Origin of the sequence: Alkalihalobacillus sp. R86527, from assembly GCF_042466185.1 — a bacterium.
Classification (GTDB): domain Bacteria; phylum Bacillota; class Bacilli; order Bacillales; family Guptibacillaceae; genus Guptibacillus.
Genome location: NZ_JAXHBW010000001.1, coordinates 2,717,714 through 2,743,932, shown reverse-complemented (window position 1 = coordinate 2,743,932; position 26,219 = coordinate 2,717,714). Strand labels below are relative to the sequence as shown.

The window sequence follows — 26,219 nt, the reverse complement described above, 5'->3', positions numbered from 1 at the left end:
AGTCTACTATTCGGGTTTTTGTATGTACTGTAATTGAACAATACTGTTGATAGGGTTTCACTTCACGATTTTGAACGTTGCCGATGTACCTAGGATCTACCAAATAGAAAAAGCATCAGACAAAAGATTGATTCTACTTATTGCTAAAAAGTGTATACAAGTTTAGGTGTTCATCTTGCGGTCAATGGAATAGTTTGGAATAATTGGTGTGGAGTAAGTTTGGTTGCGAGGAGGAACGATGATCGACAAGAACAACGAAGAGAAAATCTTAGAAGAATTGAAAAGCATCAATCAAAAGTTAACCAAATTAGAAGAAGGAACGGAAGAACGTTCGACTTCTAGTATAGGTGACATGATTCAGTCACTGTTGATCGGACTGCTGATCGGCGGAGTGATTGCGATAGGATTTGGACTCGTTCAGGTTGTGAGTAGCTGGATTCTGTAACGACTGAACTTGCAACAAAGGGGGATTCAAATGGGGTATGTATTTGATGTGATGACACAAAGTCAAGCTGAGCATATTGCTCACAGCTGGCACTATGATGGCATATATTCCTTTTATGATATGGAAGCTGATGAAGAAGATCTTGCAGAATTCCTTGATCCTAACATGCGCGGAGAATCGATGTTTGCTGTTACAAAAAGCGATGAATTGATTGGATTTTTCAGTGCGAACCAGGTTTCTCGTGACACGGTCGATATTGGTCTAGGGTTGCGCCCAGATCTCACTGGACATGGCTATGGAAAAGTGTTTTTGGAGGCTGGGTTGACGCATGTTCAGTCGACTTATGCACCAGCCCGCATTACCCTTGCTGTTGCGACTTTCAATCAGCGAGCGATCGCATTGTATCGAAAGCTAGGTTTTCAAGATGTAGAAACGTTTATGCAAGAGACGAATGGGAGTACGTTTGAATTCTTGAAGATGCGCTATGAGTGCTGAAGTACTAGAGGTTGAAGGAAAATGGATGGCGATCAATGGGAAGTCATTATATGTATACATAATGGGAGAAGGTGAACCAATCATCTTTCTTCACGGAGGACCAGGTGGGAGTCATGAGTACTTCTTGCCAAATATGACCCCATTAGCAGAGCATTATCAGTTGATTTTCTATGATCAAAGCGGATGTGGACAATCTCCCGGTAAGGGGGTTGAGTCGTATTCGATCCAAGATGAAGTCGAGAATCTAGAAAGTTTACGCCAAGCGCTAGGACTCGATAAAGTCCATCTATTTGGCGAGTCGTGGGGAAGTATCCTCGCATTGTCATACAGCGCTTCCTATCCTTCAGCGATTACTAAGTTGGTCCTCACAGCAGCAATCGGTTTAACGGCAGAGGATTATAGGCGTTTTAAGGATACCCTTTTACAAAGGTTAGGAATCTATAAAAAGGTGAAGCTCGGTTGGTACTCCTTCTTAACTTTATTAGGAAAAGGTATGACAGTGAAGGTGAATGGTCTTCTCGATCCTTATTATGTTCACTCTGTTGAAGCGTTGGGGAATAAAAAGGAGTTTCGGTACAATCAGCAAGCGATGCATCAAATCGGCTCTGAGCTAGAAAAGCATTACGATTTGTTTCCTTCGCTACATGCGATCGAAAACGTACCGATTTTAATTGCGCAAGGGTGTGATGACGTATTGTCACCTGATTCAATTCGCACTCACATGTTGCCACATTTTAAGAATGCGGAACTTGTTGAAGTGAAGGAAAGTGGACATTGGACAATCCTAGAACAACCTGAGCAGGTAATGGAAGATACTATGGAGTTTTTGAAAAGAGGGTTCGATAAATGACGATAGGTAAGAATCGTAAGTTCACCATGTTCTTTCTAATGCTTGCTCCTGCTTTTATTACAGGGGGGATGGCATTGAATGAGTATGTTCCTTATTCTTCTGCGATCGGCTGGCTTTTAGCGGTTGTCAGTCAGGTTATAGCGATCGTTTTTGTTGTAAGAAGTAACCGAATGAAGCGTATGATAAAAGGCACCTTAACTAGCTAAGGTGCTCTTTCTTATAGGTGCTTTTACCATTTGACGTAAGCAGTACCAACGATGATCAACAAAATAAACAATACCACGATCAACGCGAAGTTTTTATTGTAGCCAGACATGTATATCCCTCCCGTTATCCAAAATAAGAGGAGAAGTATGCCCTCTCTTATTAATAGATTATGTAGAAGTTTGAAAGATGTGAAGACAAGCTTCAAACTTGTACAATTCGAGCTAGCATTCATCAAAAAAAACCTCTCGGATGGTAGTCCGGGAGGCAATGTTAGTGCATGTACCTGTATTCTGTGATGCTCGAAAGCTAAGCTAGACTTACCAAAAAAATGGACCAAAGCTAAATGCGGCGATCGATGCGAATGTTACTGCGATTAGAGCTGCTCCAAAGAAAAAGTAGCTCCCGTATCCTGGTCCGCTTTGTCCACTGTCCATTGGACGAAGGTAGACGTGATGGTTGTCGCAGTGATCAACGTACCCACGATGAACGTTTCCATCGTGACAGCGGATTTCTACACATTTTCCAACGTTATTACCGAAATGATCGTGATAAGACATGATTTCACCTCTTCTATTATTCATAGTATTCGGTACTAGTTTATGTATACAAGCATTCATTCGCGTGGACGGGTAGCCATATTTATTTGATATAAAAAAATTAGGTTTGAATGCGTAGTGCCCGAACAAACCATTCACCCATTTCATACGCTGTAAAGAAATGAAAAAGGGGGGAATTTAAAGATGAGTGAAAAATGTGATGTTCAAGGGCAAGCGCACCGCGGTGGCGGTGGGAAAGGCTTTGCTTTAATCGTTGTATTGTTTATCCTTCTAATCATCGTAGGTGCAGCTGCACTAGGCGGTGCTCAAGGCGGATGTAATAATGTAGCTCCTGCATATAAAGGCTGCGGATATGGTGGCGGCGGCTACGGCTACTAAGCCGTAGCAAATAAACTGGACCATAGATGAGAAAGAGGGTTCAATCAGAAGGAGGATGCCAAGTGGTATCCTCTTTTTACTGTGTATAGTATTGGGGGAGGGCATGATTCGGTTCACAATCCACCTTCTAACAGAGACGCGTGAAAGATCTAATTTTTTACCGATGTCAGCGTATGACATCCGCCCATTCTCAACTAACAGTTCAATAATCCGCTTATCGATCACATCGATTTTTGTATCTATCCATACAGGAGATCTTTTCAATGAAAGGATTCAATTTTCAAACATTTGATCGATAATCTACGTACAACATGCCCTGTGAATTGTCACGGGGCATGTTGTTTTTATGAAAAGTACCCACTTATCAATGACTTCTTTATTCTGAATTGTCTCATTTATGGTAGAATGTGGGATGTTCGTTGGTCATTAATGATTATGTTAAAAGGGAATTTCTATTAAAATACAAAGGCGAAATCAAAGGAAGCGGGAGGATTTGGTGAGTCTAACTTATTATATTTTTCTTGTTGTTTTAATTTTAGCTGTTAATCTCATAATCGCAAAACGGTATAAAGGCAAAGAAAAGAAAGGGAAAGGCTTTGCTTTTAATTACTATAAACTATCGTATAGAAGGAAGTTCATACGTACTTTGTGGATAGCTCCATTTGCAACTATTATTATTTTAGCGCTTTATTGGTACGGAACTTTACCTGTATCGAAAATCATCATCATTTTAGTAATCTTGTTCATTCTTTTACTAGTTCAACTCGCTTATAATTACATAAAGTGGAAAAAAGAAGAAGGGCAGAAGTAGACAATAGATTGTGAGGTAAATAATGAGTGAAGAATTGTTAAAGAAAATAAGGGGAGGACTTCTCTATATCGGCTTCCTCATCATTGCATTTTCTGTGTCTTATTTCATCGCTTATCCACTCGGGTATTCACCGCTTGGATATGAAGTGGTTGAGACAAACGAAGATAGGGTTGTTCTACAATCTTATAACATATTGGGACAGGAAGATGAGGGAATGACCTATTTACCGCAAGAAGGTGAAGAATGGAGAGCTGGACTTCTGAAAGATCTCGTGAGTTACCTGCCAAAGGAATATCTTTTCTTCTTCACCACCATAATCGTAGGGTTATTCTGGGGAGGAATCGATCTTTTAAGGAAAAAATCATGGATAAGAGTTGTGCTCTGGGTTGGTTTACTTGTCATTGTTCCAGCAGTGTCATTGAATAAACATTTGAATGATATTCAGGAGATCTTGCAAAATTATTCTATTTGAATGTGGTAGCATTCATTGAGAGTATATGAACATGTGACAGGTACCACCCGGTATTGCTCGATTGGTGTCGAATAAATGTCATTTGAAAATGTCCTGTAAATAAATACAGGGCATTTTTATGTGTTTTCTATGGTAGAATATGGGTTGATTGTGTTTTTTTAATATAGGGAGCTTATCTTTAATAAGGTATGCTCTCTTTCTTTTGGAGTCTATTTCTCCCTTGCTAAACTATCAAACTAGTAGCTAGGTAGAACGGCTACAATTAACTCTGTTATTGGTTTATGAGGATTGAATGGATATCACCATGATGAAGTGGAAATCGCTTTTTATAATAAGGTGTTGCAATGTGTAGTTAAGATTATCGTAAAATTAGGGGGAGAGAATGATTATGGGGGATCAGTTTGGACAGTACAATGTTTGGTTAGTGTCACTGTCTTTTGCAGTAGCAGTTCTATCTGCTTTCACGTCTTTACGAATTGCTAGCCGTCTACATGATTCAAAAGGTAACGATCGAATCATATGGATCTGTTTGGGGAGTCTGACTTTAGGCGCAGGTATATGGTCTATGCACTTCGTTGCGATGCTCGCTTATGATTCCAACATGCTCATTACATACGACCCGCTATTTATGTCGATTAGTATTCTTCTATCCATTACTTCAAGCGCAATTGCATTTTACGTCATTAGTTTAGAAATTTATAAAACGAGTACTCACCTAGTCGTATCTAGTCTGATTGGTATGGGTATCATCTCGATGCATTATATTGGGATGGCAGCGATGCAAATGCCGGCTACCATTACTTACAATACGGGTCTCGTGTCGCTCTCTGTAGGTATTGCATTTATCGCTTCTTACACGGCGTTGAAGCTTTTTCTATCATATGCTCAAACGGCAAGTGGCAAATGGAGGTTATGGACAAGTTCTTTCGTAATGGGAGTAGCGATATCAGGTATGCATTATACAGGAATGGCTGCCGCTTCCTTTAATGGTAAGAGTGTAGCCCCGCTACCACAAATCAGACCGGGCATTGGCCAAGCAACCTTAGGTTATATCGTTGTTGGAGGGGTTTTATTAATCATGACATTTACCGTTATCATGATTAAATACCAAACGAGGATCGAAGCTAGTAATCATCGCTTTCATATCATGAATCGGATGCATCGTTCGATTATTGAATCAGCCAACGATGCAGTCATTACAGCTGATCACGATGGGAATATATTATCCTGGAACAAAGCAGCTGAGAGAATCTTTGGTTATCAGGAGAATGAAGTCATTGAGCAATCGCTACAAAAAATTATGCCAGCGGATTTTCGAGATGCCCATCAAAATGGGATTGAACGGTATCGTGCATCACAGAAAAAAAGGGTGATTGGGCAAACGGTGGAACTTGAGGGGTTACATAAATCTGGCCGTACTTTCCCGATCGAACTCTCTTTATCAACGGTCGATGATGGTGAGAATGAATATTTTACTGGAATTGTCCGAGATATCACAGAACGTATTGAAAGCCAAAAACGAATCGAAGAACTAGTATACCGTGATGATTTAACTCATTTGCCAAACAGGAGAATGCTGCATGAGCACTTATCTTCCTGTATTGAACAAGCTATCGCACATTCTCATCCCATAGCAGTCATGTTTCTAGATTTAGACCGTTTTAAGCATATAAATGATGTGTTTGGGCACCGTGTTGGAGATGAGTTGTTGAAGGAGGTTGCGCGACGAACGCAGTCTTGTCTCGCTAAGAAAGATCTATTAGCAAGGCAAAGCGGGGATGAATTCGTTGTTGTACTTCCTCATACGAGTGAGTTTCAAGTAGGCAATGTTGCAAAGGAAATCATCAAGGTTAATTCTGATCCTTTCTTATTTGAAACGTTAGAACTCTATACTTCTACCTCGATAGGAATTAGCATTTATCCTGAAGATGGTACTAGTGCAGCTACGTTACTAAAGCATGCAGATACGGCAATGTATGAAGCGAAGAAAGAAGGGGGGAGTCAGTACTCCTATTTTACGAACGAGATTAACCATGTGATATCAAGAAAGATGTTGCTCGAAACGGGGTTGCGTAAAGCGATTGAGAGAGATGAACTAGAAGTTTATTATCAACCCCAAGTGAATGTAACGACACAGAAAATCTTAGGGTTTGAAGCCCTTGTCCGGTGGAATCATCCTACGCTCGGTCTTGTTCCACCAAATGAATTTATTCCTTTGGCAGAAGAGGCTAACTTAATTATTCCTATGGGAGAGTGGATATTAAGAGCATCATGCTTTCAGTTCAAAAAATGGTTAGAAGAGGATAAAACCTTGAAGCATATTTCAGTCAATATCTCCGCATTGCAGTTTCGCCAACCGAAATTCCCTGAAGTTGTTAAAGACATTTTACGTGAAACGAATTTGGAAGCCTCTTATTTAGAACTTGAGTTAACAGAAAGTATTGTTCAGGAACATGAGCGAGCGATTCCCATCATGCATCGATTGAAGAAGATGGGCGTGAAGTTGTCACTTGATGATTTTGGAACAGGGTATTCTTCACTTAGTTACTTGAAAGACTTTCCATTAGATACCTTGAAAATTGATAAGTCGTTCACTCAAGCCATTCATGAGAGCTCGAAGGACAAAGCTGTTGTAGACACGATTGTTCATATGGCCTTACAGCTCGGTTTAAATGTAATCGCAGAAGGAATCGAAACAACTGATCAATTGGATCGTATCATTGAAAGTAACTGTCACGAGTACCAAGGCTATTTATGTAGTCCTCCTCTTCCGCAACATCAGATCGAAGAGAACTTTATTAAACAGAAAGTGAATCTTTCTTAAGTGAGATCATTGATAAATACAAAGGTAACATAATAAAAAAGTCCCTCTACAGGGACGTCAGCTTTTAGGAAACCTTGAATAGGTTGGCCCTTATGCCGTAGGAGAATACCGCTTGCTTTCCTTTCCACCGGAGTCAAGCGGTATTCACTCCTGCGGAATGTGTGCTGAGAAGGCTCACCGCCCGCCCCGCGGAAAGCGAGCATCCTGGAGCGGAAATCACCACCTTACCGTGCAGATGGTTCCTAAGACTTTCTCGACATTCTGCCATGCCTCGACAGGGACCTCCCTCTAATAGAGAGGTTGTTGGTTATGACAAGGTGGGAATACATTGATATCCTGGATCGTATTAAAATCATATTGTTTTAAAGCAAATTGCGTTTGGTACAAGTATTCCATGACAAGAAGCTTTCCTTGCGAAGTCCCACATAAAACACCTGACGTTCCTTGTCCATTCGTAAATGAAACCCCAATCGGATTCCCAATTAAATATTGAATTTTTTGCTGCCATTGCATCGTCAACACTCCTTCACACCCATCATATTGAACTAGAAAAAATAAGTGCCTGTATGAATGAAAGAAGGAGACGCTTACTTTTTATTGAATAATACGTAGTGAGAGGGAATCTAGTATCTAGCAACATCAAAATACATATTATTATTAGGAGGAACTATGAACTTAGGAGCATTCTCAATCAGTTTAAATGTGAAAGACCTTGAGAAATCGAAGGCATTTTATGAGAAGCTTGGATTTAATGATTTCGGTGGAGACATGTCCCACAACTATCTCATTATGAAGAACGGAAATTGCGTTATCGGTTTGTTTCAGGGTATGTTTGAGAAGAACATTCTGACGTTCAATCCAGGATGGAATGAAAATGCCGAAAACCTTGATTCGTTCACAGACGTTCGTGACCTTCAAAAGCATCTGAAAGAAAACGGCATCGAACTTACTTCTGAAGCTGATGAGTCAGGTGAAGGTCCTGCAAGTATTACGCTTGAAGATCCGGATGGTAATCCTATACTGCTCGATCAGCATAGATAAGCAGGCAACCGCTTTTAAGCTTTCAAATAAGCATAATAGAAAGAGAGTATAGAGAAAGCCCCTTACATCATCTTCAGATGTAAGGGGCTTTTTTTGTCATGCATGCTCCCTTTTGTGTTCAGACTCTACCTTATTGGCTTAGTAGAATCTAGTTCACATACTTATCCGTCAACTGAATTAGATCGTATCTAAATTCCATCTTTTCGTTAAGGTGTGCTCCATTATAATTCCCCCTTAAAATAAACGCTACCTTCTAGGTTACTAGAAAAAGGAAAAAGTTTCATGTATTTGAAAGAAAATTATGATAGTTTTGTATAGACAGAAGACATAGGTATAATCGTGCTAGTTTTGAAAGTGAGGGGAAGGTATGAAAACGTTTATTCCAATGGAAAGTTCTCGGCTGGTGTTAAGGCCGTTCAAGGAATCAGATCTAGATGCATTCGTTGCCTATCGCGCTGATCCTGAGGTTGCACGGTATCAATCGTGGGACTCGTATACAAGAGAAGAGGGAGTTGCGTTTTTTGAGACGATGACAAAGGCTAGCTTCGATGATCCTGGAGAATATTATCAAATTGCCTTCGAGTTAATCGAAACGAATGAGATGATCGGCGATTGCGTTGTGCATCCATTAGCTGAAGACGCACGAGAGGTCGAGATCGGGTTTACGTTAGCAAGTCGATTCCAGGGGAAAGGGTATGCGAATGAAGCACTGACGACACTGTTGACCTATCTGTTCGATGACCTCAAGAAACATCGAGTTTTTGCGATTACAGATGTGAAAAATGAAGGGTCGATTAAGTTATTAGAGAACCTTGGAATGAGAAGAGAAGGTCATTTCGTAGAAAACATCTGGTTCAAAGGAGAGTGGGGAAGTGAGTACCTGTACGCTATTTTGAATGAAGAGTGGAAGAAGTAACCGTTAGGAAGAGGGAGATCGAATGGACTATGTAAAAGAATTAAGAGAACTAGTGGGCCATAGACCACTAATCTTACCGGGGGCTGTTGTGATCATTATTAATGAAGAGAACGAATTGCTTTTACAGCATCGAACGGATGGAGGTTGGGGGTTACCAGGAGGGCTCATGGAACTCGGCGAGAGTCTTGAAGAGACGGCTAGAAGAGAAGTGAAAGAAGAAACTGGGTTAACGATTGGCAACCTGACACTCCTCGATGTCTTTTCTGGATCAGATTATTACTTAAAAGTTTCGAACGGTGATGAGTTGTATTCGGTTACTACGGTATATGTAACGGAAGAGGTTCGAGGAACTCTGACAGTTGATGAAACAGAATCGGTGGATTTGAAATATTTCCGTTTAGACGGACTACCTGATGGGTTAACGAAGGAGTATCGACATTACATAGAGCCATATTTAAGGAATTATGGGAGGCGATGAAAAGGTGACATCAGTCGTTGTAAACTGGGGAGAGTCGCGTGTGAAGTTAATGTGGCGTCCGGATGACAGACTTCCGCATAGAAGTCTTATTACGAGCGTGCATGGGTTTTGTTTTAAAGATGGTAAGCTCCTTTTAGTCAAGTTGAACGAGAGAGGTTGGGATTTCCCTGGTGGACACATTGAAAAAGGAGAAACGCCTGAAGCGTGCTTTCAACGAGAGGCATTCGAGGAGGGGTATGTCACAGGTGATTGTACATTACTCGGTTCGATCGTAGTTGATCACAGTGACAATGATCAATGGAGTGAGCGAAGTCCATATCCTAAGGTAGGCTATCAGGTGTTTTACAGCATGGCGATCACGGAGGTCCACCCTTTTGAAGGGGACTATGAATCAGCTGAAAGAACGTTTATCGATGCTAAAGAAGTGAAGTCATACTATCCGACATGGAATGGTGTTTATCAAGACATTTTAGATGGAGTCGATTCGTAAGCTGGCGACCGGTGACGGTGGTCGGCTTTTTTCTTCTTGAAAAGAGCTTCTATTATACACCTCATTTGCCTAAAAGCAAGATGAGGTGAAACGTGTGAAACAGCTTTTTTTTGTTTGGGATAAAATAGGTAAATTCTACCTAAAAAACTATTCCTAAATTTCAGATAGTTAATTATAATCGAATTAGGAGGTGTGAAAATATAGCAGAAAAAGAAATGTTGGAAGAATGAAGGTGGCGATCCTCATGTTCACATGAGGGTTTTGATTTGTGCGTGTGTGAATTTACTATAGGAGGAAAACGTTCGTGTTGAGTGCTTACATAAAGGCCCTCTGAATGCTGGTCCTGGTAAGATAACATTCAGAGGAAGTAGCTAGTTTAAGAAACCAACTTCCATAAGTATACCGCTTCTTAATCATAAGGGGAACCGTTATGAATTGAATGACATGGGTTCTAGATCGCAATTAAATTACTGAAGGGAATAGAGAAGAATGACGATTGTATGCGAGGAAATAGTGTTGGAATATGAAATTAGTCGTACCACAGAAGCGCTTATACCTGCGAAAGAATTAGTGAACGAAACAAGAATCTATGACCGATCCGGAGTATATTTATCAAAAAGGCCTCAAATCGATTTGATTCGTGATGCTTGTCTTGAGGGCGGTTCAACCTATGAGGGGCGAAGAAAGGCAATGGTTTATCATCTGAGATATGAACACCAAACGCCAATCGTCATTTCTACCTCGAACGGGATTTGCGCATTTCCTACAGAATCCCCAGACAACATGGACTGCTATTGGATTTTCTATCACCATGTGAGAAATTTAGTGGCTCTTTCTAGAATGAGCTCAATGGTGCATTTTCATAGTGGCTTGCAGCTCGAAGTACCTGTTTCTTATGCAAGACTTCAAAAACAGATGGAAAGAATGGGGCGCTGCATTAGCCACTATTCCAATAATCCGGTTTATTTGTAGACTGTTGCTTTTGAAAGCATTTTTGTATAAAGAACAACACGTAGCACCCTCACTTAAGTAGCAATACTTACGAAAACAGTTTTTTTTAGATGAGACCAATCGCCTTTTGATTTAAAAGTAGTACATTCCTCTCTGCTTGAATATACATTGATTAGTTGTGCGAGAAACTCAACTTTGTTAGACAGAGGAGGAAACGGGATGAGCTGGTATGTGAAGGTGCTAAAGGAGTATGTGAATTTCAAAGGTAGGGCTCGTCGGAAAGAGTATTGGATGTTTATTCTTTTTCATGTCATTATTTGTGCGCTTCTTTCGTGGATTCAAGTCGCTGCAGATATCGGTGTGATTCTGACGAGCATTTATTCGCTTGTGATCATCTTGCCGTCGTTAGCAGTTGCGGTTAGGCGTTTGCATGATACGGGGAAGAGTGGCTGGTGGGTGCTGATTTCCTTTGTTCCGATCGTTGGGGCGATCATCTTGATCGTTTTCCTTGTGCTTGATAGTGTGGATGACAATACGTATGGCCCAAATCCGAAGACTGCTTAACGATAACAACATACAAAAACTGTCCGTACACGTGTACTGGCAGTTTTTTTTGTGTTGGAGATGGATAGTATCTCCTGAAAATAGTGAGAATAGAAGGTGACAGATAAAATAGAGGATGTTCTGAACATGGACAACTATACGAACGATAATACGGCAAGACGGTATCGTGCCTATGTCAGTATATGGGGTACGACTCAACTGCACTTAAGAAATCCATATGTAACAGCATGGTGGTCAGCTGCATTTCCTGGATTTGGTCATTTATTACTATCAAAATATATAAGAGGGTTTCTTCTGTTCGCATGGGAAGTGATTGTGAACATGAAGGCGCATGTGAACACGGCCATGATCTATTCGTTTCAAGGAGAAATCCAGCAGGCGAAAGACGTGTTAGATACTCGTTGGTTACTGATTTACATACCCGTTTATCTTTTTGCGATATGGGATACCTACCGAACTACCGTCGATACGAACAAAGTGTTTATATTAGCAGATATGGAAGACCATAGAATCAATACGTTTAGCCTCGGTGCTTTTGAAATGAATTATTTAGATAAGCGCAGTCCTGGTATGGCAGCGCTGTGGTCCTTGCTGATGCCTGGCCTCGGACAGTTGTATACGCATAGGATCGTAACAGCTTTCTTTATTATCGTTTGGAGTGTAACGTTCTTTTATTTCTCTCATGTGCTTGAGGCCGTCTCGATGTTGTTCGTTGGAGAAATGAGTGAAGCGACAAGTGTTCTAAAGCCTGATTGGCTTCTCATGATTCCTTCTCTTTATGGTTTTGCGATATTTGATGCTTACATCAATACAGTCGAAAACAATAAACTCTACAAAAAAGAACAAAGAGGGCACCTCATTAAAACGTATCAGCCGAAAGGTTTTGTGATCAAGAAAGGAAAGAAACTATTATGAACACCGTGCAAATTTTCTCTACGTTTGAAAATCATTCCTATCTTGAAATCGCAATTTCCAACCTTGAGAAACAGGGAATTCACCGTGAAAAAATATATGCGGTCCCGCTTGATAAGCGCGCAGAAACGAGAAAGCTTTTTGACACGATCCATAGCTCTGACGGTGTGTCACTTATTGATATTGGTTTGCCGTTAGCGACTGCCTTTTCGGTCATCGCAGCAAGCAAGGGGTTCGATTTAGAATGGGGACCGATCTATTGGGGTCTTATTGGTGCAGTGACTGGTTTTATTCTAGGAGTGATCATAAGGTTACTCTTTTTTTGGAAAACAGAAAAGAAGAAAAGGGTGAAAGGCAATAAAGCGGACGTCATCCTGATCGTCGAATGTGAGCGATCGATGAGTGAAAAGGTGGAGAAAATCTTGTGGGAGCACTTTGCGATAGGGTTAGCGAAAGTGGAAGGCTGAATGATAGTCAGAGGACACAAAAAAGGCTGTAGAGCATTTTCTACAGCCTGAATTTCTTAGTCTTCTGATTCAATTTCTACGCTATCTGTCATTGCTTGAGCTAGATTTGAAGAGATGTGGACGCCTCCGAAATCGATACCGAGTTGAACGGCTGTTTGTGCGATTTCCGGGCGAATCCCTGATAGTGTAGCTGTTACACCGATGAGCTTAAGGCCGGTGATCAGTTGGAAGATTTGTTGAGCGACCATTGTGTCGACCATTAGAACACCAGAGAGGTCGAGGAAAAGGTGATTGACGCCTTTCTCGATACAACCTGTTAGGGTGTTGTCGATAATGGAAGTTGCTCGTTCATCATCGATGTCGCCGACAAGAGGAAGGAGTGCCTGTCCTTTTTGTAGCGAAATCAATGGAGAGCTTAAGTCATTGATCGTCTTTTGCTGTTCTTCGATCTTCTTGTTGAGATGTTCAGCTTTTCCTTCAAATACGCGCATCATAACGATATCGAACGCATCGAAGATAACAGCTTTCCAGAGGTCTGCTTTTTCCTGTGGAACGGAATAGTCCTGCTGGTTAATAAATTGCTGAATGTAGGCAATGTACTGGTCACGAACTCGTAGAAATTCCCTCATTATCATGTGAGTAGGGGTTTTAATGTGTTCCGAGTCCGTTGCGATCTCCATAATCCATTCATCAAATTCTTTGAAGAACTGTTCTTTCTCCATTATGAATATTTTGCATAGGTGTTGATGAAACGACATGTTTTGGGCCTTTAGATTATTGATTACTTTTGGGTCGTTTGAGGAGTACACACCCTCAGGGTCTGATTTATCTAGTGATTTATACCATTCTTCGGTAAGTTCTTCTGCCTTATTTAGCAGGAAATTGTGTAGCTCTATATTCCGTTGCATATCATTTTCTCCTCTCAAACCTTCTCGATCTTATTGCTGAATCCGGTTAAATCATTACATATCATGAAGAAGTACAGTGTTTTTCAATAGAAGACAAAAATGATTAAGGATATCCTACGAAATCGCATCATTCCTTCTCATGTTACTGAAGAAATCCTCGGAGTGCAAACAAAAAAATAATAAAAGGGAATAAAAGGGTGTCAGGCACGTGCCTGACACCCTTTTATAATTTCTTCCACTCTCTCAAGATCTGGAGCGACCGAAGAAGGGAGGGTGGTTTGAAGTGTTGTTAGCGCGCTCTTCATTAAATAATGACGCGGCTCTTTTGACTGTGTGAATTCGTCTCGGATAAATTCAAGAAGCTCATAATAATGAGCGCAATCAGCTGATGGTTTTAATTTTCTCTTCATACAAAGGACCGCGTCGTTCAGCTCTTCTTTTCGCGATTGATCTTTAAGTTCAGCATCTGGTAGCCAGTTCTTTAAATCATCTGGGTCAATAAGCTGTTCTCCACTATCTGTTACTTCTTTAACGATTTTCTCGATACGGTTAACGGTATAGTTCACAACAAGCTGGATGTTCACCGTAGATCCATGCGTCCGCGCATAGTATTTCGTATTTTGATGAAGGATGCCTAGAAACATGATTGCACAATCGAGTAAGTGTGGTTTTGCATCTACACTGAACAGATCTTCAAAGCGATGGTAGACCCACTGCAGCATGCGCGCCTGGCTTTCTTTGATAAATTCTTTTATCTCTTCATCGGGTGAGAGAACGACTTCTTCAAAAAGCGTTAGAAGACGATTCTTTCTGTTTGTATTCATCTGAGTTTCGATTTGCTTCTTAAAAACTTCGATGCTTGCTGAATCTCTCCCAACTAATAAGCTATTACGCTTCGTTTCCATCTCCACGATAAGCGTTTTAAATAAAGCGATCAATAGCTCGTTCTTCGATGAAAAGTAGTTATAGAACGTTCCTTTTGAAATACCAGTATAGTCGAGAATGTCTTGGATTGAAGTTGCCTGGAATCCTCTATCGATAAAAAGCTCATGAGCTTTAATAATCACTTGTTGTTTTCGATCGTTCATCTCATCATCACCCTGTGTCTAGTTTTGGAAATATACTACCTGTATAAAAGAGATGATACATGATTTCGTAATAAACAACAAATGTTTACATAGATAGGGATAGAAAGGTGTTGCTTAAATTGAACCAGTGGTATAAAATGTTCGTAGTGAACTTATGGTATAAAAAATGAACCAGGGGTATAGGAGAGGATCAACATGGATGCAACGATGAAAGAAACACCTCGTCCGCAATATGGCATTCTAGCAGTGCTTATCGTGGGAGCCTTCATTGCATTTTTAAATAATACATTATTGAATATAGCGCTGCCGTCCATTATGGCAGATTTGCAAATCGGAACAGCGACAGTTCAATGGCTAACGACAGGATTTATGCTTGTGAATGGAATTATGATTCCGGCCACAGCTTTTTTAATTGAGAAATTTTCAGTTAGACGATTGTTTCTTGCAGCAATGAGTTTGTTTGCAATCGGTACAATCGTTGCAGGAATGGCAGATGTGTTTCCTGTTTTATTAGGAGGAAGGATGCTTCAAGCATCAGGATCAGCGATCATGATGCCGCTTCTAATGAATGTAATGCTCGTTAGCTTTCCAATCGAAAAGCGAGGCGCAGCGATGGGTGTGTTCGGATTGATTCTGATGGCGGCGCCGGCAATCGGTCCAACGCTTTCAGGGTGGATCATCGAACATTACGATTGGAGAATGCTGTTTCATTTCGTCACCCCAATCGCAATAGGCGTTTTGTTACTTGGTTTCTTTTTATTAAAGGATAAGAAGGATAAAGTTATCTTAAAACTTGATCTCCTTTCACTCGTGTTATCGAGCGCGGGGTTTGGTGGGATTCTTTACGGATTCAGTTCTGCAGGTAGCAAGGGGTGGGATAGCCCACACGTGACCGTTACTCTTGCTGTCGGTGTGATTTCACTTATCACCTTCATCGTCAGACAGTCAAAACTTGAACGACCGATGCTGAACTTTACGATTTTTAAGTATCCGATGTTCGCGCTATCTTCTTCGATCACGATGGTGATCAACATGGCGCTGTTCTCAGGAATGTTGCTTTTACCGATCTACGTACAGACCATAAGAGGAATTTCACCCTTTGATGCTGGACTTATGATGCTTCCGGGAGCGCTCGTCATGGCATTCATGTCACCGATAACGGGTCGACTTTTCGATAAGTACGGTGGGCGCGTACTCGCGATGACAGGTCTTAGTATCACTGTTGTAACAACGTATTTATTCAGTACGCTTACGTTAGAAACAACATACACGTACTTGATGATTCTTCATGCTGTACGAATGTTTGGGATGTCGATGGTGATGATGCCGGTCTCAACGAACGGACTTAATCAGCTGCCAGCAAAGTTCTATCCGCACGGCACAGCGATGAACAATACGCTTAACCAGGTTTCAGGAGCAATTGGAACAGCGCTACTCGTTACAGTTATGTCGACACATACAGAATCAACGGCTTCAGAATTAGCAGTTACTGGCGCGAGTCAGCAGCAAATCATGATGAAGGCGATGCTTGAAGGCATTAATTTTGCTTTCTTTGTAGCAACATTTATTGCAGGTGTTGCGCTTGTGCTGGCATTCTTCATTAAAAGGCCAGGGAAAGTTGATGAGCCAAAAGTAGATGACAAGATTATGGTAAGGGGTCAGGCGCGTGCCTGATCCCTTATTACTTTTCTCTTGCTGGTTCACACACATTACTGTATGATACATAGTATAGATGGTGTACGACATACAGTAATAGAAAGCAGTGATGGAATGACGTTGTTAAATTCCTTAGTAACCGAGCTCAGGAGAGGTACGTTGACACTCGCCGTGCTCAGCCAGTTAAGGTCACCACAGTATGGTTACTCGCTCGTTCAATCCCTTGAGAAGTCAGGAATTACGATTGAACAAAGCACGCTATATCCACTTCTTCGAAGACTAGAAAAACAGGAGCTTGTGACGAGTAGCTGGGATACAACTGAGAAGAGACCGAGAAAATATTATGTTTTGAGTGAATTTGGAACAGAGATTTACGAGCAGTTGAAGGAAGAGTGGGAGAAGACGTCTGCGGAACTTCGCTCCCTATTGAAAGGAGACGAATCAAGTGAAGTTGATTGAAGCGTATATTGGAGAAGTGACGAGAAGGTTACCTGAGAAAGAACGTGAAGATATTGCGCTAGAACTAAGGTCAACGATCTATGATACGCTGCCTGAAGATTACAGTGAAGAAGACGTGAAGGCTACGTTACGTGAGCTCGGAAGTCCGTTTATGTTAGCGAATGGGTTTAAAAACTGGCCGATGCATCTGATCGGACCAAAGTATTTCGAGACGTACGTATCGTTGCTCAAAATCATCCTTCCGATCGCGCTTCTCGTTTCATTTCTCTCTCTTCTCACCGTTGATTTCATCGAACATTCTGGAGCACTGTCGGTTATAAATATCTTTTGGATGGCGGTAGGCAACGCGTTCGTCGTGTTTTTTGAAGTAACGTTACAAGTGCTGTTCTGGGTGACAATTGGGTTTGTGATCTTTGAACGGACGGAACATAAGAAAGAGACGGTGAAGAAATGGTCACCTGAGGATTTGAAGAAAACCCCAAGTTATTTAAGCGAAAAAGCCGTTTTGAAGAAAGAGGTTTTCTCGGATCTCTTTTGGACAGCTGTCATCGCAGCGCTTTATTTTAATGCCTCGAACTTCATCGGTGTGATGAAAGATGGAGAAATGGTTGTGCCGTTCTTTAATAACGATGTCTTATTGTCCTACTGGCCACTTGTTGTGGCAGCTGTTGTAGGTGAGGTGCTTCTCGCTGGCTACAAACTCATTGCAGGAATCTGGACGAAGCGATTGGCGATTCTGAACGCGCTTCAGCTTGCGTTTTCGACGACAGTGTTTCTCATGATTATTTTCAATAACAAGATCATTCATTCGAAGGTCGCTTCATACTTTCCTTTACCAGAGCGGTATATTGAACGTTCGCTGATGATTACAGCGCTCGTTGTTGTTGGAATTGTTGCTTACGAAGCTTGGAAAGGATTTAAGCGAGGGGGTCAGGCACGTGCCTGACCCCTTATGTTAAACTAGCTATCGTAATCAAATTCAAACTGAGGTGTAACGATGAATACATTCCTACAATATAATCCAACAAAACTTTACTTCGGTAGAGGTCAGATGGACCAACTATCAACTGAAATCAAAAAAGAATCGAACGTGCTTGTTGTCTATGGTGGCGGAAGCATTAAGAAGAACGGTGTTTACGATACTGTGATGGAGCAGCTTTATTCTGTCGGGGCTGAGGTACACGAGCTATCTGGTGTTGAGCCAAATCCACGATTATCGACCGTTCGAAAAGGTGTCGAGATCTGTAAAAGCGAAGGAATCGATTTCCTTCTAGCTGTAGGTGGCGGTAGCGTAATCGACTGCACGAAGGCGATCGCAATCGGTGCGAAGTACGACGGAGATGTATGGGAACTCATCACCCAGAAAGCTCCTATTGAAGACGCGCTACCGATCGGAACGGTGCTTACACTTGCGGCTACAGGTTCTGAAATGAACGCCGTTTCAGTGATCACGAACTGGGAAACGAACGATAAGCTAGGCTGGGGATCGGTGCACGTGTATCCGACGTTCTCTATTCTAGATCCTGAGAATACGTTCTCTGTTCCGGAAGACCAAACGGTGTACGGAATCGTCGACAGCATGTCACATGCGCTTGAACACTATTTCCACAGAACAGAAAACACGCCGATGATCGATGGCTTCATCGAATCACTTCTTCGTACAGCGATAGAAACAGGTCCAAAGCTTGTAAGTGACCTTCAGTCCTACGAACATAGAGAGACGATGATGTATATTAGTACGACTGCATTCAACGGTACGTTGATGAACGGTACAGATGGCGGCGACTGGGCTACTCATCGAATCGAACATGCGATTTCGGCTATATACGATATTCCGCACGGTGGCGGGCTTGCGATTCTCTTCCCGAACTGGCTCGAGCACGTGCTAGAAGAAGATCCATCTCGCGTGAAGCAGCTTGCGGTGAACGTTCTTGGTGTGGATGCTACAGGTAAGAATGATGAAGAAGTTGCGCGTGAAGGTGCACGTGCACTTCGCGATTTCTGGAACTCGATCGGCGCTCCGAGCACGCTGGCTGATTATGATATTGATGATAGTGAGTTCGACTCGATCGTTGAAAAGACATTCATCAAGCCTGGCGTTGGAACTTATAAAGAGCTTGATCGTGAAAGTGTTATGGATATTCTTGAGCGTTCGAAGTAAATAATGCGGGTGGTGTCTGTTCACAGGCACCACCCGTTTTTTGTCGAAAGGAATGGGGTAACGAGTATAGAAATGCTAGTGCAGAGGAGTGTGAGCGTATGATTCAATATCAGAAAAAGAATGTAACGGTATTTCAAAGTTCATTGTATATGACAACGTCAGCAGTCATTGAAACGGATGAGGCTGTGATTATGACCGATCCGAATTGGCTGCCAGTCGAGGTGGATGGTATTCAGAAGTACGTCGAAAGTATTCTCGGTAGTAAACAGCTTTATATTATCTACACGCACAACGACTATGATCATATTATCGGAGCAGGTGCCTTTCAAAATGCTATCGTCATCGCATCTGAAGCGTTCGCACATTATCCAGATAAAGAAAAGATCGTTCAGCAAAACCGAGACTTTGATGAAGCCCGTTATTTAGAACGGAACTATGAGCATATCTACCCGAAAGTAGATGTGGTCGTGACGCATGACGAACAGAAGCTTGAGATAGGCGAAGTAACGCTAACCTTTTATCTCTCACCTGGACATACAGATGATGGTATCTTCACTGTTGTTGAACCTTACGGAGTCTTCCTGTCAGGTGACTATTTATCAGACGTCGAATTCCCATTCATAACAGGTAGCTATCGTGATTATGTTCGGACGATCCAAAAAGCAGAAATGACCTTTGATCGCTTCGATATACAGCTTCATGTACCGGGGCACGGGCGGACGACAGAAGATGAGCGCGAGATGGATAGTCGCCTGGACTTCTCGAAACACTACCTTGAGCAACTACCAAAGGAAGACGATGGGCTAAAAGCGCATATGCAAGAGAAGTTCACTTTCTTTAATTTCATGAGCGGTGTGCATGACGATAACAAAAAGGTTGCACAGCGTGAGCTTGAAAAATAGGGAGAGCCCCTGCTTTGATTGATTGTAGTGGAATGATGAAGGTGATTACCATAATGTGTTAGGATGAGTTCAAGGGCATGATAAGAGTTTCGTATTCTTGTGAGTTTCTTTAAGAAAGGATGACATATAATGGGGCTTATTCTAGCTCTCTTGACAGTACTATCATCAGCAGGCTTTCTCTATTACATGGGCAAATCCGGTTCGAAGTGGGACATGGAAAACGATGATAAAGAAAAGTATGCTCCACTCAAGGTGGAGCTTTAAGTTTGTGGGAAGCCATAGGTGATTGAACTCCTTATCCCGTAGGAGAATACCACTTGCTTTCCTGTGGACAAAAGTCCGTCCACACCGAGTCTCGAACGGTCGTTTTCCAAGGAGGTCAAACGGTATTTACTCCTACTGGATTCAGTCAATCACAGCAAAGTTCCCAACCTCTATTGATGATTAAGCTGGTATCTGCTTTCATTCTCTGTCCGTTGTTTTAGTAGCTTTGTTTATTTCTCGTAATCACATATTTAATGTTGATTGGAGCGGAAGGATGCTCGACTCCAGCGGGATGTGCGGGACAGGTGAGACCCCGGAGGCGCAACGTTTTTTGCGCTGAGAAGGCTCACCGCCCGCCCCGCGGAAAGCGAGCATCCTGGAGCGGAAATCACCACACTAACAGTGGAAGATGCTCCTTAGGACGTTCTCGACACTCTGTAAACTCCACTCAAGGTGGAGCTTTTTTATGTCATCATAGCAAGTCACCAGGAGCTTCAAAGACGAAACGGAGTTATTATGTTAACATGGACAATGGTGCGTTTTTAGGGAATAAAAGGACGAGGAGGGATTATATTGGATAAATGGATTAAGTTTCTTGAGATTAATGCATCGCGAATTTTCGATTTGACGATCGAGCATGCGATTCTCGTTGGCGCAGCGATTCTTGTTGCGTTATTGATCGGAGTGCCACTTGGCATTTATTTAACAACGAATGATTATCTAGCTGAGACGGTACTTCAAATTGCTTCAGTTATGTTAACGATTCCAAGTATCGCTTTGTTCGGAGTCATGATTCCGGTCTTTTCAATTGTGAATCTTGGTATCGGCTTCGTACCGGCTTTCGTTGCGTTAGTGCTCTATGCGCAGCTCCCCATCATACGGAATACATATACCGCAATCCGTAACGTAGACCCTGAGATGAGAGATGCAGCAATTGGTCTTGGCATGAAACCGATTCAGAGGCTTTTTCGTGTGGAGATTCCGAATGCATTTCCGGTCATCATGGCAGGAATCCGAACAGCCGTCGTGATTAACATCGGCATTGGCGTTATCGCAGCCTATATCGGAGCTGGAGGTCTTGGCGTTCTCATTACTCAAGGAATCACACGTGGAGACAATTACTTAATTATTACTGGATCCGTCGCTGTTGCGATCCTAGCGATGATTGCAGATGGATTCTTGATTTGGATTCAAAAAAGGTACACACCAAAAAGCATTGCTAATTAAAGAGTGAGGTGTAGAAATGATTACGTTTGATCAAACAACGAAGACATATGAAGGCGGCGTCACAGCTGTTAAAGGTGTGGATTTCACTGTTGAACAAGGAGAAATCGTCGTGTTGCTCGGGCCATCAGGCTGCGGGAAAACAACGTTGCTCCGAATGGTGAACCGTCTTGAGACGATATCTGATGGGAAAATCATGATTGATGGTGAAGATTCCATGTCGTTGAATTCGATCGAGTTAAGAAGGAAGATTGGCTACGTTATTCAAAGTAATGGCTTGTTTCCGAATATGACGATCGAAGAAAACGTCATGATTGTGCCAGACCTTCTAGGCTGGAGTAAGAAGGAGAAGAAGGAACGATTTAAGAAGCTGATGGACATGATCAGCATGAGTAGTGAAAAGTTTGGAAAGCGCTATCCGCACGAACTTTCTGGTGGTCAGCAACAGCGAATCGGTGTTATTCGTGCGCTTGCAGCAGATCCACCCGTCATGCTTATGGATGAACCTTTTGGTGCACTAGATCCGATCATTCGCGAAAAAATTCAAGATGAATTCCTTCAAATTCAGAAAGAAGTAAAGAAAACAATTCTTTTCGTAAGTCATGATATAGACGAAGCGATCAGAATGGCGGATAAAATCGTGCTGCTACGCGGAGGAGAATTGATGCAATACGATACACCTTCCGAGATGCTCGTCCGTCCGAAGAATGAATTTGTTCGTGAGTTTTTTGGAAAAGACCGTGCAATCAAAAGCTTGAGTCTACATACGATCCAAGATTTAGAAGACATCATTGGACTAGCGGAGTTCGATGAAGACATCGAGGACACGAAAACGATCAACGTGAACCATGATCTTCGGAATACGCTATCAATGCTGTTAAATCAGGAAGCTGATCAGGTGATTGTAATCGATGACGAAGACAATAAGCTTGGTGCGATCACGATCGATATTGTCCAAAAGTATCTCCATTTCGAAATCAAAGCAAAGCCAACCCTGGTTCAGAAAGGGTGATGATATGAATAAGAAGAAGGTTATTAGTCTTATCGTTCGCTATACCGTTTATGGACTGGTCGCTTTGTTCTTTTTCTGGGCGATCAGTAACAATTACTTTGGATATATTTTCAGTGAAACTTCTACCTTTCTATTGCTTGTGAAGCAACATATGCAGCTGGTATTCGTTTCTTCTGCATTAGCATTACTTATTGCGATTCCAGGCGGGATTCTCGTTACTCGCAAAAGCTTCCGACGAGCAGAATGGATCGTCTCGAATACCGTGAATCTGGGGCAGACGATTCCAAGTCTTGCCGTCCTTGCTTTAATGATCAGTTTTCTTGGAATCGGCTTTAAAACGGCTGTGTTCGCGCTGTTCATCTATTCGCTCCTACCGATGTATCGAAATACTGTAGCTGGAATTGATTCCATCGATGAGAATTTAATCGATGCTGCAAGAGGGATGGGAATGAAGCCGATCCAAATTCTTTTCAGAATCGAACTGCCGAATGCGGCCTACTCGATTTTAGCAGGTGTGCGTACTGCAATCGTATTGAACATTGGAACGGCTGCTCTTGCATATGTGGTCGGAGGTGGAGGTCTTGGTGTTTGGATCTTCACTGGGATTCAGCTGTTTGATAATGGATACTTAATATCAGGTGCCATTCCGGTCACGCTTCTAGCCATTTTTGTTGATTATTTATTAAGGCTACTCGAGCGAAAAATCGTACCTGAAGGCTCTAAGCCACCGCAAGAATTGTAATGTGATCGTTAGGAGGTGTTACCGTTGAGAAGAAAATTATTGAGTGGGGTTATGATCGTTGCGATCCTCTCCATGCTGACCTCGTGCTCTTCGCTAGGAATTGGAGGAAAACAGATCTCTGTTGGAGGTAAGAACTATACAGAACAGTACATCCTCTCTGAAATGACTTCATTCCTTTTAGAGAAAGAGGGATTTGATGTGAAACAAATGAACAACTTGAGTAGTTCGGTTGTTCGTAAGGCACTAGAAAATGAACAGGTCGATGTGATGTGGGAATATACTGGGACAGCGCTCATTACCTATATGGGTCAGGAAAGTATCGCTGATCCGGTCAAAGCTTTTGAAAAGGTGCAAGAAATCGATAAGAAGAATGGGATCGATTGGATGAATATGTCTAACGTAAACAATACGTATGCTCTTGCGATGAAAGAAGAGCGGGCGAAAGAATTAGGCATTCAGTCGATCAGTGATCTGGCTTCTTATATTAACGAGCATCCTGGAGAGCTTACCATCGCGTCAGACGCTGAATTCGCAAAGCGTCCTGACGGCATTCCGGGTGTAGAGAAAAAATACGGTTTTGAATTTCAATCGGGTCAAATCAAGCAGATGGATATCGGCTTAACTCAGAGAGCCCTTGATAAAGGCCAAGTTGATATCTCTGTTGCGTTTGAAACGGACCCTACAATCGTAGAATATGACTTGCTCACATTGGAAGATGATAAGAGTTTCTTCCCACCGTACCGAGCAGCACTTACGATCAATGAAGACGTGTACGAAAAGTACCCTGAAGTGAAAGAAATCACTGCACCACTAGCTGAAAAGCTAAATAGTGATATCATGCGAAAGTTGAATTACAAGGTAGATATTGAAGGAAATCCAGTTTCGATCGTTGCGCACGATTGGCTTGTGGAGAATGGATTGTTGGAAGAATAGGAGTAAGGTGACAGACATCAGCGTCTGTCACCTTTTTTGTGTTATGGGAGAAAGCTGTTACATGTGCGGGTTTCTAGAATAGGATAAAGAAGATAGGGAGCGTGTGTAGAATGGAGGTGTATGGAGAGTGGTTAGTGATCACAGGGGCATGGATTCAGACGATTGGCGCTGGTGTGACCGCGATTGGAAACACGATTGCAGCAACGGTGAAAGGTGATTCCGCTGATGAAGAGGTCAGTAGTGAACTCTATATCCTTGGGAATGGTATTGAAGCGACTGGTAATTCGCTTCAAGCAATCGGTCAAACAAGAATCCAAGAGAGCGAAGATGAAACAATGGGCATCGCAGGAGACTGGCTTCAAGCTGCAGGGAATATCGCGAACGTGGTCGGTGGCTCGTTCGTGCTGAATGGTCAAGTCGAAGAAGGGTTAAGCGTTGATATCATAGGTGACGTGATTCAATCGACTGGAGCAGCTTTCGAAGCGCATAGTTCTAGTCTCCGTGAATCTGATTATGCCGCTCTTATTGTCGCAGGACAGAGAATCCAATCGATTTCAGTCGCGATTGAAGCGATTGGTCTCGTCAATTTAAAGAAGGGAAAAAACAAGTTAGGACAACAGCTGCTCGCGATCGGAAGCTATGGACTAACAGCCGGAGCGGCGCTTTCTGCAATCGGTTTTACGAAAGAGTATCATCAAACTCACTCATTCAATAGATGGAATAATGGCAATTATTTGTAGTCATTTGGAAACTCTTCTTTTTTTTATGTAAAAAATGGAACTTCACCTTCTTTGATTCGTACATATAGTAGGGTTGCTTGCGGAGGTGGGGCTTGTGGAACTGGAGCTATTTGTGATCGGGATAAGCTTGTTAGTCGTTTCCTATCTAGTCGCGCTAAAGAAACAAACTTGGCTTCTTTCTGGGTTTAATGAAAAAAACATCCGAAACAAGGCACGGCTAGGAACAGTGGTCGGAGCGGGATTCTTCCTGCCATTAGGTCTCTTGCTCATTCTTCATAGTTTTATAGACTACCCCTATGAGAAGACCGTGTCCGTTAGTACAATGTTCGTGCTTTTAACAAGTGTGTATGTTTTTATTAATCGGAAGCTGTTGGAAAAGTGAAAAAAGGTGCTGCGTGCACCTTTTTTAGGTTAGCGAATGTATAAACAAGGAGGTGCTGAGTTGATCGCAGAAATGTTTAAGCGTAGAGAGAAATCCGCCTATGTCGTGTTAGTATTGTTGTTCGCTCTGGGGGCAGTGTTCCTGGCGTTTAATATGCCAGAAACAAATAGGGAGTGGCTCGAGGTACTCATGCTTCTGTTACCAGTATTATTTATGGTATTTGTTGCAGTTAATAGTCGTCAGAAGTATAACCAAGTCAAAGATATGGAGATTCCTCAATCAAGCTCTTCACTGCTAGCTTGTAATCATATCATATTAAAACAAGACGCAAGCATGATTCCAAGACTTCTTTCATTTGAGAAGAGCGGAAGTTTCGTTGGAAGGTTTGAACTGATCAACCTATGGTGGTGCCATTATCCAATCGTATGGTTTCAATCGTCACTGATGTCATTGTTTCCGCACAAGGTTGCCTTCTTTACGAATGAAGGAGAAAAGTTATTTTCGTTTAAGAGAGAAGGTTTTAAAAACACTAGGTTAACAGTGTATGACGACCATGAGGATGTCATCGGAACCTATGAACAGGAAGAGTTTAAGAGCTTCGTCAAACAAAATGGAGAAATAAAAGATAAGAATGGAGAGTTACTCCTCGCTGTAAACGTGTCAGGTTTTTCAGGAGACTTTCATTTAAAAGATGAGGAAGGACACCGCTGGGCTTACTTTTACAACGGGCGATTTCCACATGAGTATACGAAAATTTTCAAAGATATGGATAATGACATTGTTGAAGTTTCTGATCGTCTTACAGAGAAAAACAAGATTCTTTTATTAAGTTTCATCGGATTTACTTTTCTGGAACGAAGCCAGAGGGGTAACTAATCATACATAATGAG

Annotated in this window: 34 protein-coding genes and 1 pseudogene; 29 read left to right on the top strand and 6 right to left on the bottom strand. The window is 42.0% G+C overall.

Features of this window, described 5'->3' with window-relative positions; translation table 11 throughout:
• Positions 1-238: 238 nt before the first annotated feature.
• From SJY16_RS14225 to SJY16_RS14210, 4 genes are read left to right on the top strand one after another with little or no spacing between them, the layout of a single operon-like run.
• On the top strand, positions 239-445 hold the full coding sequence (locus SJY16_RS14225; protein ID WP_377890147.1) for a hypothetical protein: 207 nt from the start codon (positions 239-241) through the stop codon (positions 443-445).
• Positions 446-475: 30 nt separating this feature from the next.
• A complete protein-coding gene (locus SJY16_RS14220; RefSeq protein WP_377890145.1) occupies positions 476-940 on the top strand; it encodes a GNAT family N-acetyltransferase in 465 nt (154 codons plus the stop codon).
• The gene (locus SJY16_RS14215; RefSeq protein ID WP_377890143.1) at positions 930-1,790 is read left to right on the top strand and encodes an alpha/beta fold hydrolase; all 861 of its coding nucleotides are present in this window, start codon (positions 930-932) and stop codon (positions 1,788-1,790) included. The genes SJY16_RS14220 and SJY16_RS14215 overlap by 11 nt, the downstream gene beginning before the upstream one ends.
• On the top strand, positions 1,787-1,996 hold the full coding sequence (locus SJY16_RS14210; protein ID WP_377890141.1) for a hypothetical protein: 210 nt from the start codon (positions 1,787-1,789) through the stop codon (positions 1,994-1,996). Before SJY16_RS14215 ends, SJY16_RS14210 begins: the two co-directional genes overlap by 4 nt.
• A 23-nt stretch (positions 1,997-2,019) precedes the next feature.
• On the opposite strand, the gene SJY16_RS14205 is transcribed toward SJY16_RS14210, so the two are convergent.
• Together SJY16_RS14205 and SJY16_RS14200 are read right to left on the bottom strand one after the other, a co-directional pair.
• On the bottom strand, positions 2,020-2,106 hold the full coding sequence (locus SJY16_RS14205) for a YjcZ family sporulation protein (protein WP_377892260.1): 87 nt from the start codon (positions 2,104-2,106) through the stop codon (positions 2,020-2,022).
• 208 nt (positions 2,107-2,314) lie between these two features.
• Complete coding sequence (locus tag SJY16_RS14200) at positions 2,315-2,554, bottom strand: hypothetical protein (RefSeq protein ID WP_377890139.1); 240 nt, start codon at positions 2,552-2,554, stop codon at positions 2,315-2,317.
• 222 nt (positions 2,555-2,776) lie between these two features.
• Between SJY16_RS14200 and SJY16_RS14195 the strand changes: the two are divergent.
• Positions 2,777-2,845, top strand: a pseudogene (locus tag SJY16_RS14195) (YjcZ family sporulation protein); the annotation flags it as partial.
• Between the two features lie 3 nt (positions 2,846-2,848).
• On the opposite strand, the gene SJY16_RS14190 reads toward SJY16_RS14195, so the two are convergent.
• Positions 2,849-3,157: an AsnC family protein gene (locus SJY16_RS14190; RefSeq protein ID WP_377892258.1), complete on the bottom strand. Its 309-nt coding sequence runs from the start codon at positions 3,155-3,157 to the stop codon at positions 2,849-2,851.
• 271 nt (positions 3,158-3,428) lie between these two features.
• Here SJY16_RS14190 and SJY16_RS14185 point away from each other — a divergent pair, with 271 nt between their 5' ends.
• The 3 genes from SJY16_RS14185 to SJY16_RS14175 all read left to right on the top strand — a co-directional run bounded on the left by SJY16_RS14185 (position 3,429) and on the right by SJY16_RS14175 (position 7,039).
• Positions 3,429-3,743, top strand: coding sequence for a hypothetical protein (locus SJY16_RS14185; protein ID WP_377890137.1), 315 nt, complete (start codon positions 3,429-3,431; stop codon positions 3,741-3,743).
• A gap of 22 nt (positions 3,744-3,765) precedes the next feature.
• On the top strand, positions 3,766-4,215 hold the full coding sequence (locus tag SJY16_RS14180) for a hypothetical protein (RefSeq protein ID WP_377890135.1): 450 nt from the start codon (positions 3,766-3,768) through the stop codon (positions 4,213-4,215).
• Between the two features lie 382 nt (positions 4,216-4,597).
• Entirely contained in the window at positions 4,598-7,039 is a 2,442-nt protein-coding gene (locus SJY16_RS14175; RefSeq protein WP_377890134.1) for an EAL domain-containing protein, read from the top strand.
• A gap of 288 nt (positions 7,040-7,327) precedes the next feature.
• Here the strand turns inward: SJY16_RS14175 and SJY16_RS14170 are convergent, their stop codons facing one another.
• Positions 7,328-7,552 carry a hypothetical protein gene (locus tag SJY16_RS14170; RefSeq protein WP_377890132.1) on the bottom strand — a complete coding sequence of 75 codons (225 nt, stop codon included), beginning with the start codon at positions 7,550-7,552 and terminating at the stop codon, positions 7,328-7,330.
• Positions 7,553-7,708: 156 nt separating this feature from the next.
• Between SJY16_RS14170 and SJY16_RS14165 the strand changes: the two genes are divergently transcribed.
• The 8 genes from SJY16_RS14165 to SJY16_RS14130 all read left to right on the top strand — a co-directional run bounded on the left by SJY16_RS14165 (position 7,709) and on the right by SJY16_RS14130 (position 12,858).
• Positions 7,709-8,080 (top strand): VOC family protein, encoded by a 372-nt coding sequence (locus SJY16_RS14165; RefSeq protein WP_377890130.1) that lies wholly within the window; start codon positions 7,709-7,711, stop codon positions 8,078-8,080.
• A 367-nt stretch (positions 8,081-8,447) separates the two neighbouring features.
• Positions 8,448-8,996, top strand: coding sequence for a GNAT family N-acetyltransferase (locus tag SJY16_RS14160; RefSeq protein ID WP_377890128.1), 549 nt, complete (start codon positions 8,448-8,450; stop codon positions 8,994-8,996).
• A gap of 22 nt (positions 8,997-9,018) precedes the next feature.
• Complete coding sequence (locus SJY16_RS14155) at positions 9,019-9,474, top strand: NUDIX hydrolase (protein WP_377890126.1); 456 nt, start codon at positions 9,019-9,021, stop codon at positions 9,472-9,474.
• 4 nt (positions 9,475-9,478) lie between these two features.
• Complete coding sequence (locus SJY16_RS14150; protein ID WP_377890124.1) at positions 9,479-9,964, top strand: NUDIX hydrolase; 486 nt, start codon at positions 9,479-9,481, stop codon at positions 9,962-9,964.
• Positions 9,965-10,453: 489 nt separating this feature from the next.
• Positions 10,454-10,936, top strand: coding sequence for a competence protein ComK (locus SJY16_RS14145; RefSeq protein ID WP_377890122.1), 483 nt, complete (start codon positions 10,454-10,456; stop codon positions 10,934-10,936).
• A gap of 198 nt (positions 10,937-11,134) precedes the next feature.
• A complete protein-coding gene (locus tag SJY16_RS14140; protein ID WP_377890120.1) occupies positions 11,135-11,479 on the top strand; it encodes a DUF805 domain-containing protein in 345 nt (114 codons plus the stop codon).
• A gap of 126 nt (positions 11,480-11,605) precedes the next feature.
• Positions 11,606-12,394 (top strand): hypothetical protein, encoded by a 789-nt coding sequence (locus SJY16_RS14135; RefSeq protein WP_377890118.1) that lies wholly within the window; start codon positions 11,606-11,608, stop codon positions 12,392-12,394.
• Positions 12,391-12,858, top strand: coding sequence for a hypothetical protein (locus SJY16_RS14130; protein WP_377890116.1), 468 nt, complete (start codon positions 12,391-12,393; stop codon positions 12,856-12,858). Before SJY16_RS14135 ends, SJY16_RS14130 begins: the two co-directional genes overlap by 4 nt.
• Before the next feature lie 56 nt (positions 12,859-12,914).
• Here the strand turns inward: SJY16_RS14130 and SJY16_RS14125 are convergent, their stop codons facing one another.
• Positions 12,915-13,766, bottom strand: a complete 852-nt coding sequence (locus SJY16_RS14125; RefSeq protein ID WP_377890114.1) for an STAS domain-containing protein — start codon at positions 13,764-13,766, stop codon at positions 12,915-12,917.
• 200 nt (positions 13,767-13,966) lie between these two features.
• Positions 13,967-14,854, bottom strand: coding sequence for a TetR/AcrR family transcriptional regulator (locus SJY16_RS14120; protein ID WP_377890112.1), 888 nt, complete (start codon positions 14,852-14,854; stop codon positions 13,967-13,969).
• Between the two features lie 195 nt (positions 14,855-15,049).
• Here SJY16_RS14120 and SJY16_RS14115 point away from each other — a divergent pair, with 195 nt between their 5' ends.
• From SJY16_RS14115 to SJY16_RS14055, 13 genes are all read left to right on the top strand, one after another.
• A complete protein-coding gene (locus SJY16_RS14115) occupies positions 15,050-16,528 on the top strand; it encodes an MDR family MFS transporter (RefSeq protein WP_377890110.1) in 1,479 nt (492 codons plus the stop codon).
• 96 nt (positions 16,529-16,624) lie between these two features.
• A complete protein-coding gene (locus SJY16_RS14110) occupies positions 16,625-16,969 on the top strand; it encodes a PadR family transcriptional regulator (protein ID WP_377890108.1) in 345 nt (114 codons plus the stop codon).
• On the top strand, positions 16,956-17,915 hold the full coding sequence (locus tag SJY16_RS14105) for an HAAS signaling domain-containing protein (RefSeq protein ID WP_377890106.1): 960 nt from the start codon (positions 16,956-16,958) through the stop codon (positions 17,913-17,915). The genes SJY16_RS14110 and SJY16_RS14105 overlap by 14 nt, the downstream gene beginning before the upstream one ends.
• 51 nt (positions 17,916-17,966) lie before the next feature.
• Positions 17,967-19,130, top strand: coding sequence for an iron-containing alcohol dehydrogenase (locus SJY16_RS14100; RefSeq protein ID WP_377890104.1), 1,164 nt, complete (start codon positions 17,967-17,969; stop codon positions 19,128-19,130).
• A gap of 98 nt (positions 19,131-19,228) precedes the next feature.
• Positions 19,229-20,032: an MBL fold metallo-hydrolase gene (locus SJY16_RS14095; RefSeq protein WP_377890102.1), complete on the top strand. Its 804-nt coding sequence runs from the start codon at positions 19,229-19,231 to the stop codon at positions 20,030-20,032.
• 129 nt (positions 20,033-20,161) lie between these two features.
• Positions 20,162-20,296, top strand: coding sequence for a hypothetical protein (locus tag SJY16_RS14090; RefSeq protein WP_377890101.1), 135 nt, complete (start codon positions 20,162-20,164; stop codon positions 20,294-20,296).
• A 573-nt stretch (positions 20,297-20,869) separates the two neighbouring features.
• A complete protein-coding gene (locus SJY16_RS14085; RefSeq protein WP_224880893.1) occupies positions 20,870-21,523 on the top strand; it encodes an ABC transporter permease in 654 nt (217 codons plus the stop codon).
• Between the two features lie 16 nt (positions 21,524-21,539).
• On the top strand, positions 21,540-22,532 hold the full coding sequence (locus tag SJY16_RS14080) for an ABC transporter ATP-binding protein (protein WP_377890099.1): 993 nt from the start codon (positions 21,540-21,542) through the stop codon (positions 22,530-22,532).
• Positions 22,533-22,536: 4 nt separating this feature from the next.
• Entirely contained in the window at positions 22,537-23,274 is a 738-nt protein-coding gene (locus tag SJY16_RS14075; RefSeq protein ID WP_377890097.1) for an ABC transporter permease, read from the top strand.
• Between the two features lie 24 nt (positions 23,275-23,298).
• A complete protein-coding gene (locus SJY16_RS14070) occupies positions 23,299-24,207 on the top strand; it encodes a glycine betaine ABC transporter substrate-binding protein (protein ID WP_377890095.1) in 909 nt (302 codons plus the stop codon).
• Between the two features lie 110 nt (positions 24,208-24,317).
• Positions 24,318-24,947 carry a DUF6944 family repetitive protein gene (locus tag SJY16_RS14065; RefSeq protein ID WP_377890093.1) on the top strand — a complete coding sequence of 210 codons (630 nt, stop codon included), beginning with the start codon at positions 24,318-24,320 and terminating at the stop codon, positions 24,945-24,947.
• Positions 24,948-25,041: 94 nt separating this feature from the next.
• On the top strand, positions 25,042-25,329 hold the full coding sequence (locus tag SJY16_RS14060; RefSeq protein ID WP_377890091.1) for a DUF3784 domain-containing protein: 288 nt from the start codon (positions 25,042-25,044) through the stop codon (positions 25,327-25,329).
• 60 nt (positions 25,330-25,389) lie between these two features.
• Entirely contained in the window at positions 25,390-26,205 is an 816-nt protein-coding gene (locus SJY16_RS14055) for a hypothetical protein (RefSeq protein ID WP_377890089.1), read from the top strand.
• Positions 26,206-26,219 lie beyond the last annotated feature (14 nt).

Bases quoted from the DNA above. Each gene is read 5' to 3' on its own strand.
- SJY16_RS14140 (WP_377890120.1), top strand. From the start codon at position 11,135: ATGAGCTGGTATGTGAAGGTGCTAAAGGAGTATGTGAATTTCAAAGGT.
- SJY16_RS14145 (WP_377890122.1), top strand. From the start codon at position 10,454: ATGACGATTGTATGCGAGGAAATAGTGTTGGAATATGAAATTAGTCGT.
- SJY16_RS14215 (WP_377890143.1), top strand. From the start codon at position 930: ATGAGTGCTGAAGTACTAGAGGTTGAAGGAAAATGGATGGCGATCAAT.
- SJY16_RS14075 (WP_377890097.1), top strand. From the start codon at position 22,537: ATGAATAAGAAGAAGGTTATTAGTCTTATCGTTCGCTATACCGTTTAT.
- SJY16_RS14180 (WP_377890135.1), top strand. From the start codon at position 3,766: ATGAGTGAAGAATTGTTAAAGAAAATAAGGGGAGGACTTCTCTATATC.
- SJY16_RS14110 (WP_377890108.1), top strand. From the start codon at position 16,625: ATGACGTTGTTAAATTCCTTAGTAACCGAGCTCAGGAGAGGTACGTTG.
- SJY16_RS14225 (WP_377890147.1), top strand. From the start codon at position 239: ATGATCGACAAGAACAACGAAGAGAAAATCTTAGAAGAATTGAAAAGC.
- SJY16_RS14165 (WP_377890130.1), top strand. From the start codon at position 7,709: ATGAACTTAGGAGCATTCTCAATCAGTTTAAATGTGAAAGACCTTGAG.
- SJY16_RS14125 (WP_377890114.1), bottom strand. From the start codon at position 13,766: ATGCAACGGAATATAGAGCTACACAATTTCCTGCTAAATAAGGCAGAA.
- SJY16_RS14210 (WP_377890141.1), top strand. From the start codon at position 1,787: ATGACGATAGGTAAGAATCGTAAGTTCACCATGTTCTTTCTAATGCTT.
- SJY16_RS14100 (WP_377890104.1), top strand. From the start codon at position 17,967: ATGAATACATTCCTACAATATAATCCAACAAAACTTTACTTCGGTAGA.
- SJY16_RS14090 (WP_377890101.1), top strand. From the start codon at position 20,162: ATGGGGCTTATTCTAGCTCTCTTGACAGTACTATCATCAGCAGGCTTT.
- SJY16_RS14065 (WP_377890093.1), top strand. From the start codon at position 24,318: ATGGAGGTGTATGGAGAGTGGTTAGTGATCACAGGGGCATGGATTCAG.
- SJY16_RS14175 (WP_377890134.1), top strand. From the start codon at position 4,598: ATGATTATGGGGGATCAGTTTGGACAGTACAATGTTTGGTTAGTGTCA.
- SJY16_RS14205 (WP_377892260.1), bottom strand. From the start codon at position 2,106: ATGTCTGGCTACAATAAAAACTTCGCGTTGATCGTGGTATTGTTTATT.
- SJY16_RS14130 (WP_377890116.1), top strand. From the start codon at position 12,391: ATGAACACCGTGCAAATTTTCTCTACGTTTGAAAATCATTCCTATCTT.
- SJY16_RS14220 (WP_377890145.1), top strand. From the start codon at position 476: ATGGGGTATGTATTTGATGTGATGACACAAAGTCAAGCTGAGCATATT.
- SJY16_RS14155 (WP_377890126.1), top strand. From the start codon at position 9,019: ATGGACTATGTAAAAGAATTAAGAGAACTAGTGGGCCATAGACCACTA.
- SJY16_RS14160 (WP_377890128.1), top strand. From the start codon at position 8,448: ATGAAAACGTTTATTCCAATGGAAAGTTCTCGGCTGGTGTTAAGGCCG.
- SJY16_RS14200 (WP_377890139.1), bottom strand. From the start codon at position 2,554: ATGTCTTATCACGATCATTTCGGTAATAACGTTGGAAAATGTGTAGAA.
- SJY16_RS14135 (WP_377890118.1), top strand. From the start codon at position 11,606: ATGGACAACTATACGAACGATAATACGGCAAGACGGTATCGTGCCTAT.
- SJY16_RS14170 (WP_377890132.1), bottom strand. From the start codon at position 7,552: ATGCAATGGCAGCAAAAAATTCAATATTTAATTGGGAATCCGATTGGG.
- SJY16_RS14115 (WP_377890110.1), top strand. From the start codon at position 15,050: ATGGATGCAACGATGAAAGAAACACCTCGTCCGCAATATGGCATTCTA.
- SJY16_RS14120 (WP_377890112.1), bottom strand. From the start codon at position 14,854: ATGAACGATCGAAAACAACAAGTGATTATTAAAGCTCATGAGCTTTTT.
- SJY16_RS14095 (WP_377890102.1), top strand. From the start codon at position 19,229: ATGATTCAATATCAGAAAAAGAATGTAACGGTATTTCAAAGTTCATTG.
- SJY16_RS14080 (WP_377890099.1), top strand. From the start codon at position 21,540: ATGATTACGTTTGATCAAACAACGAAGACATATGAAGGCGGCGTCACA.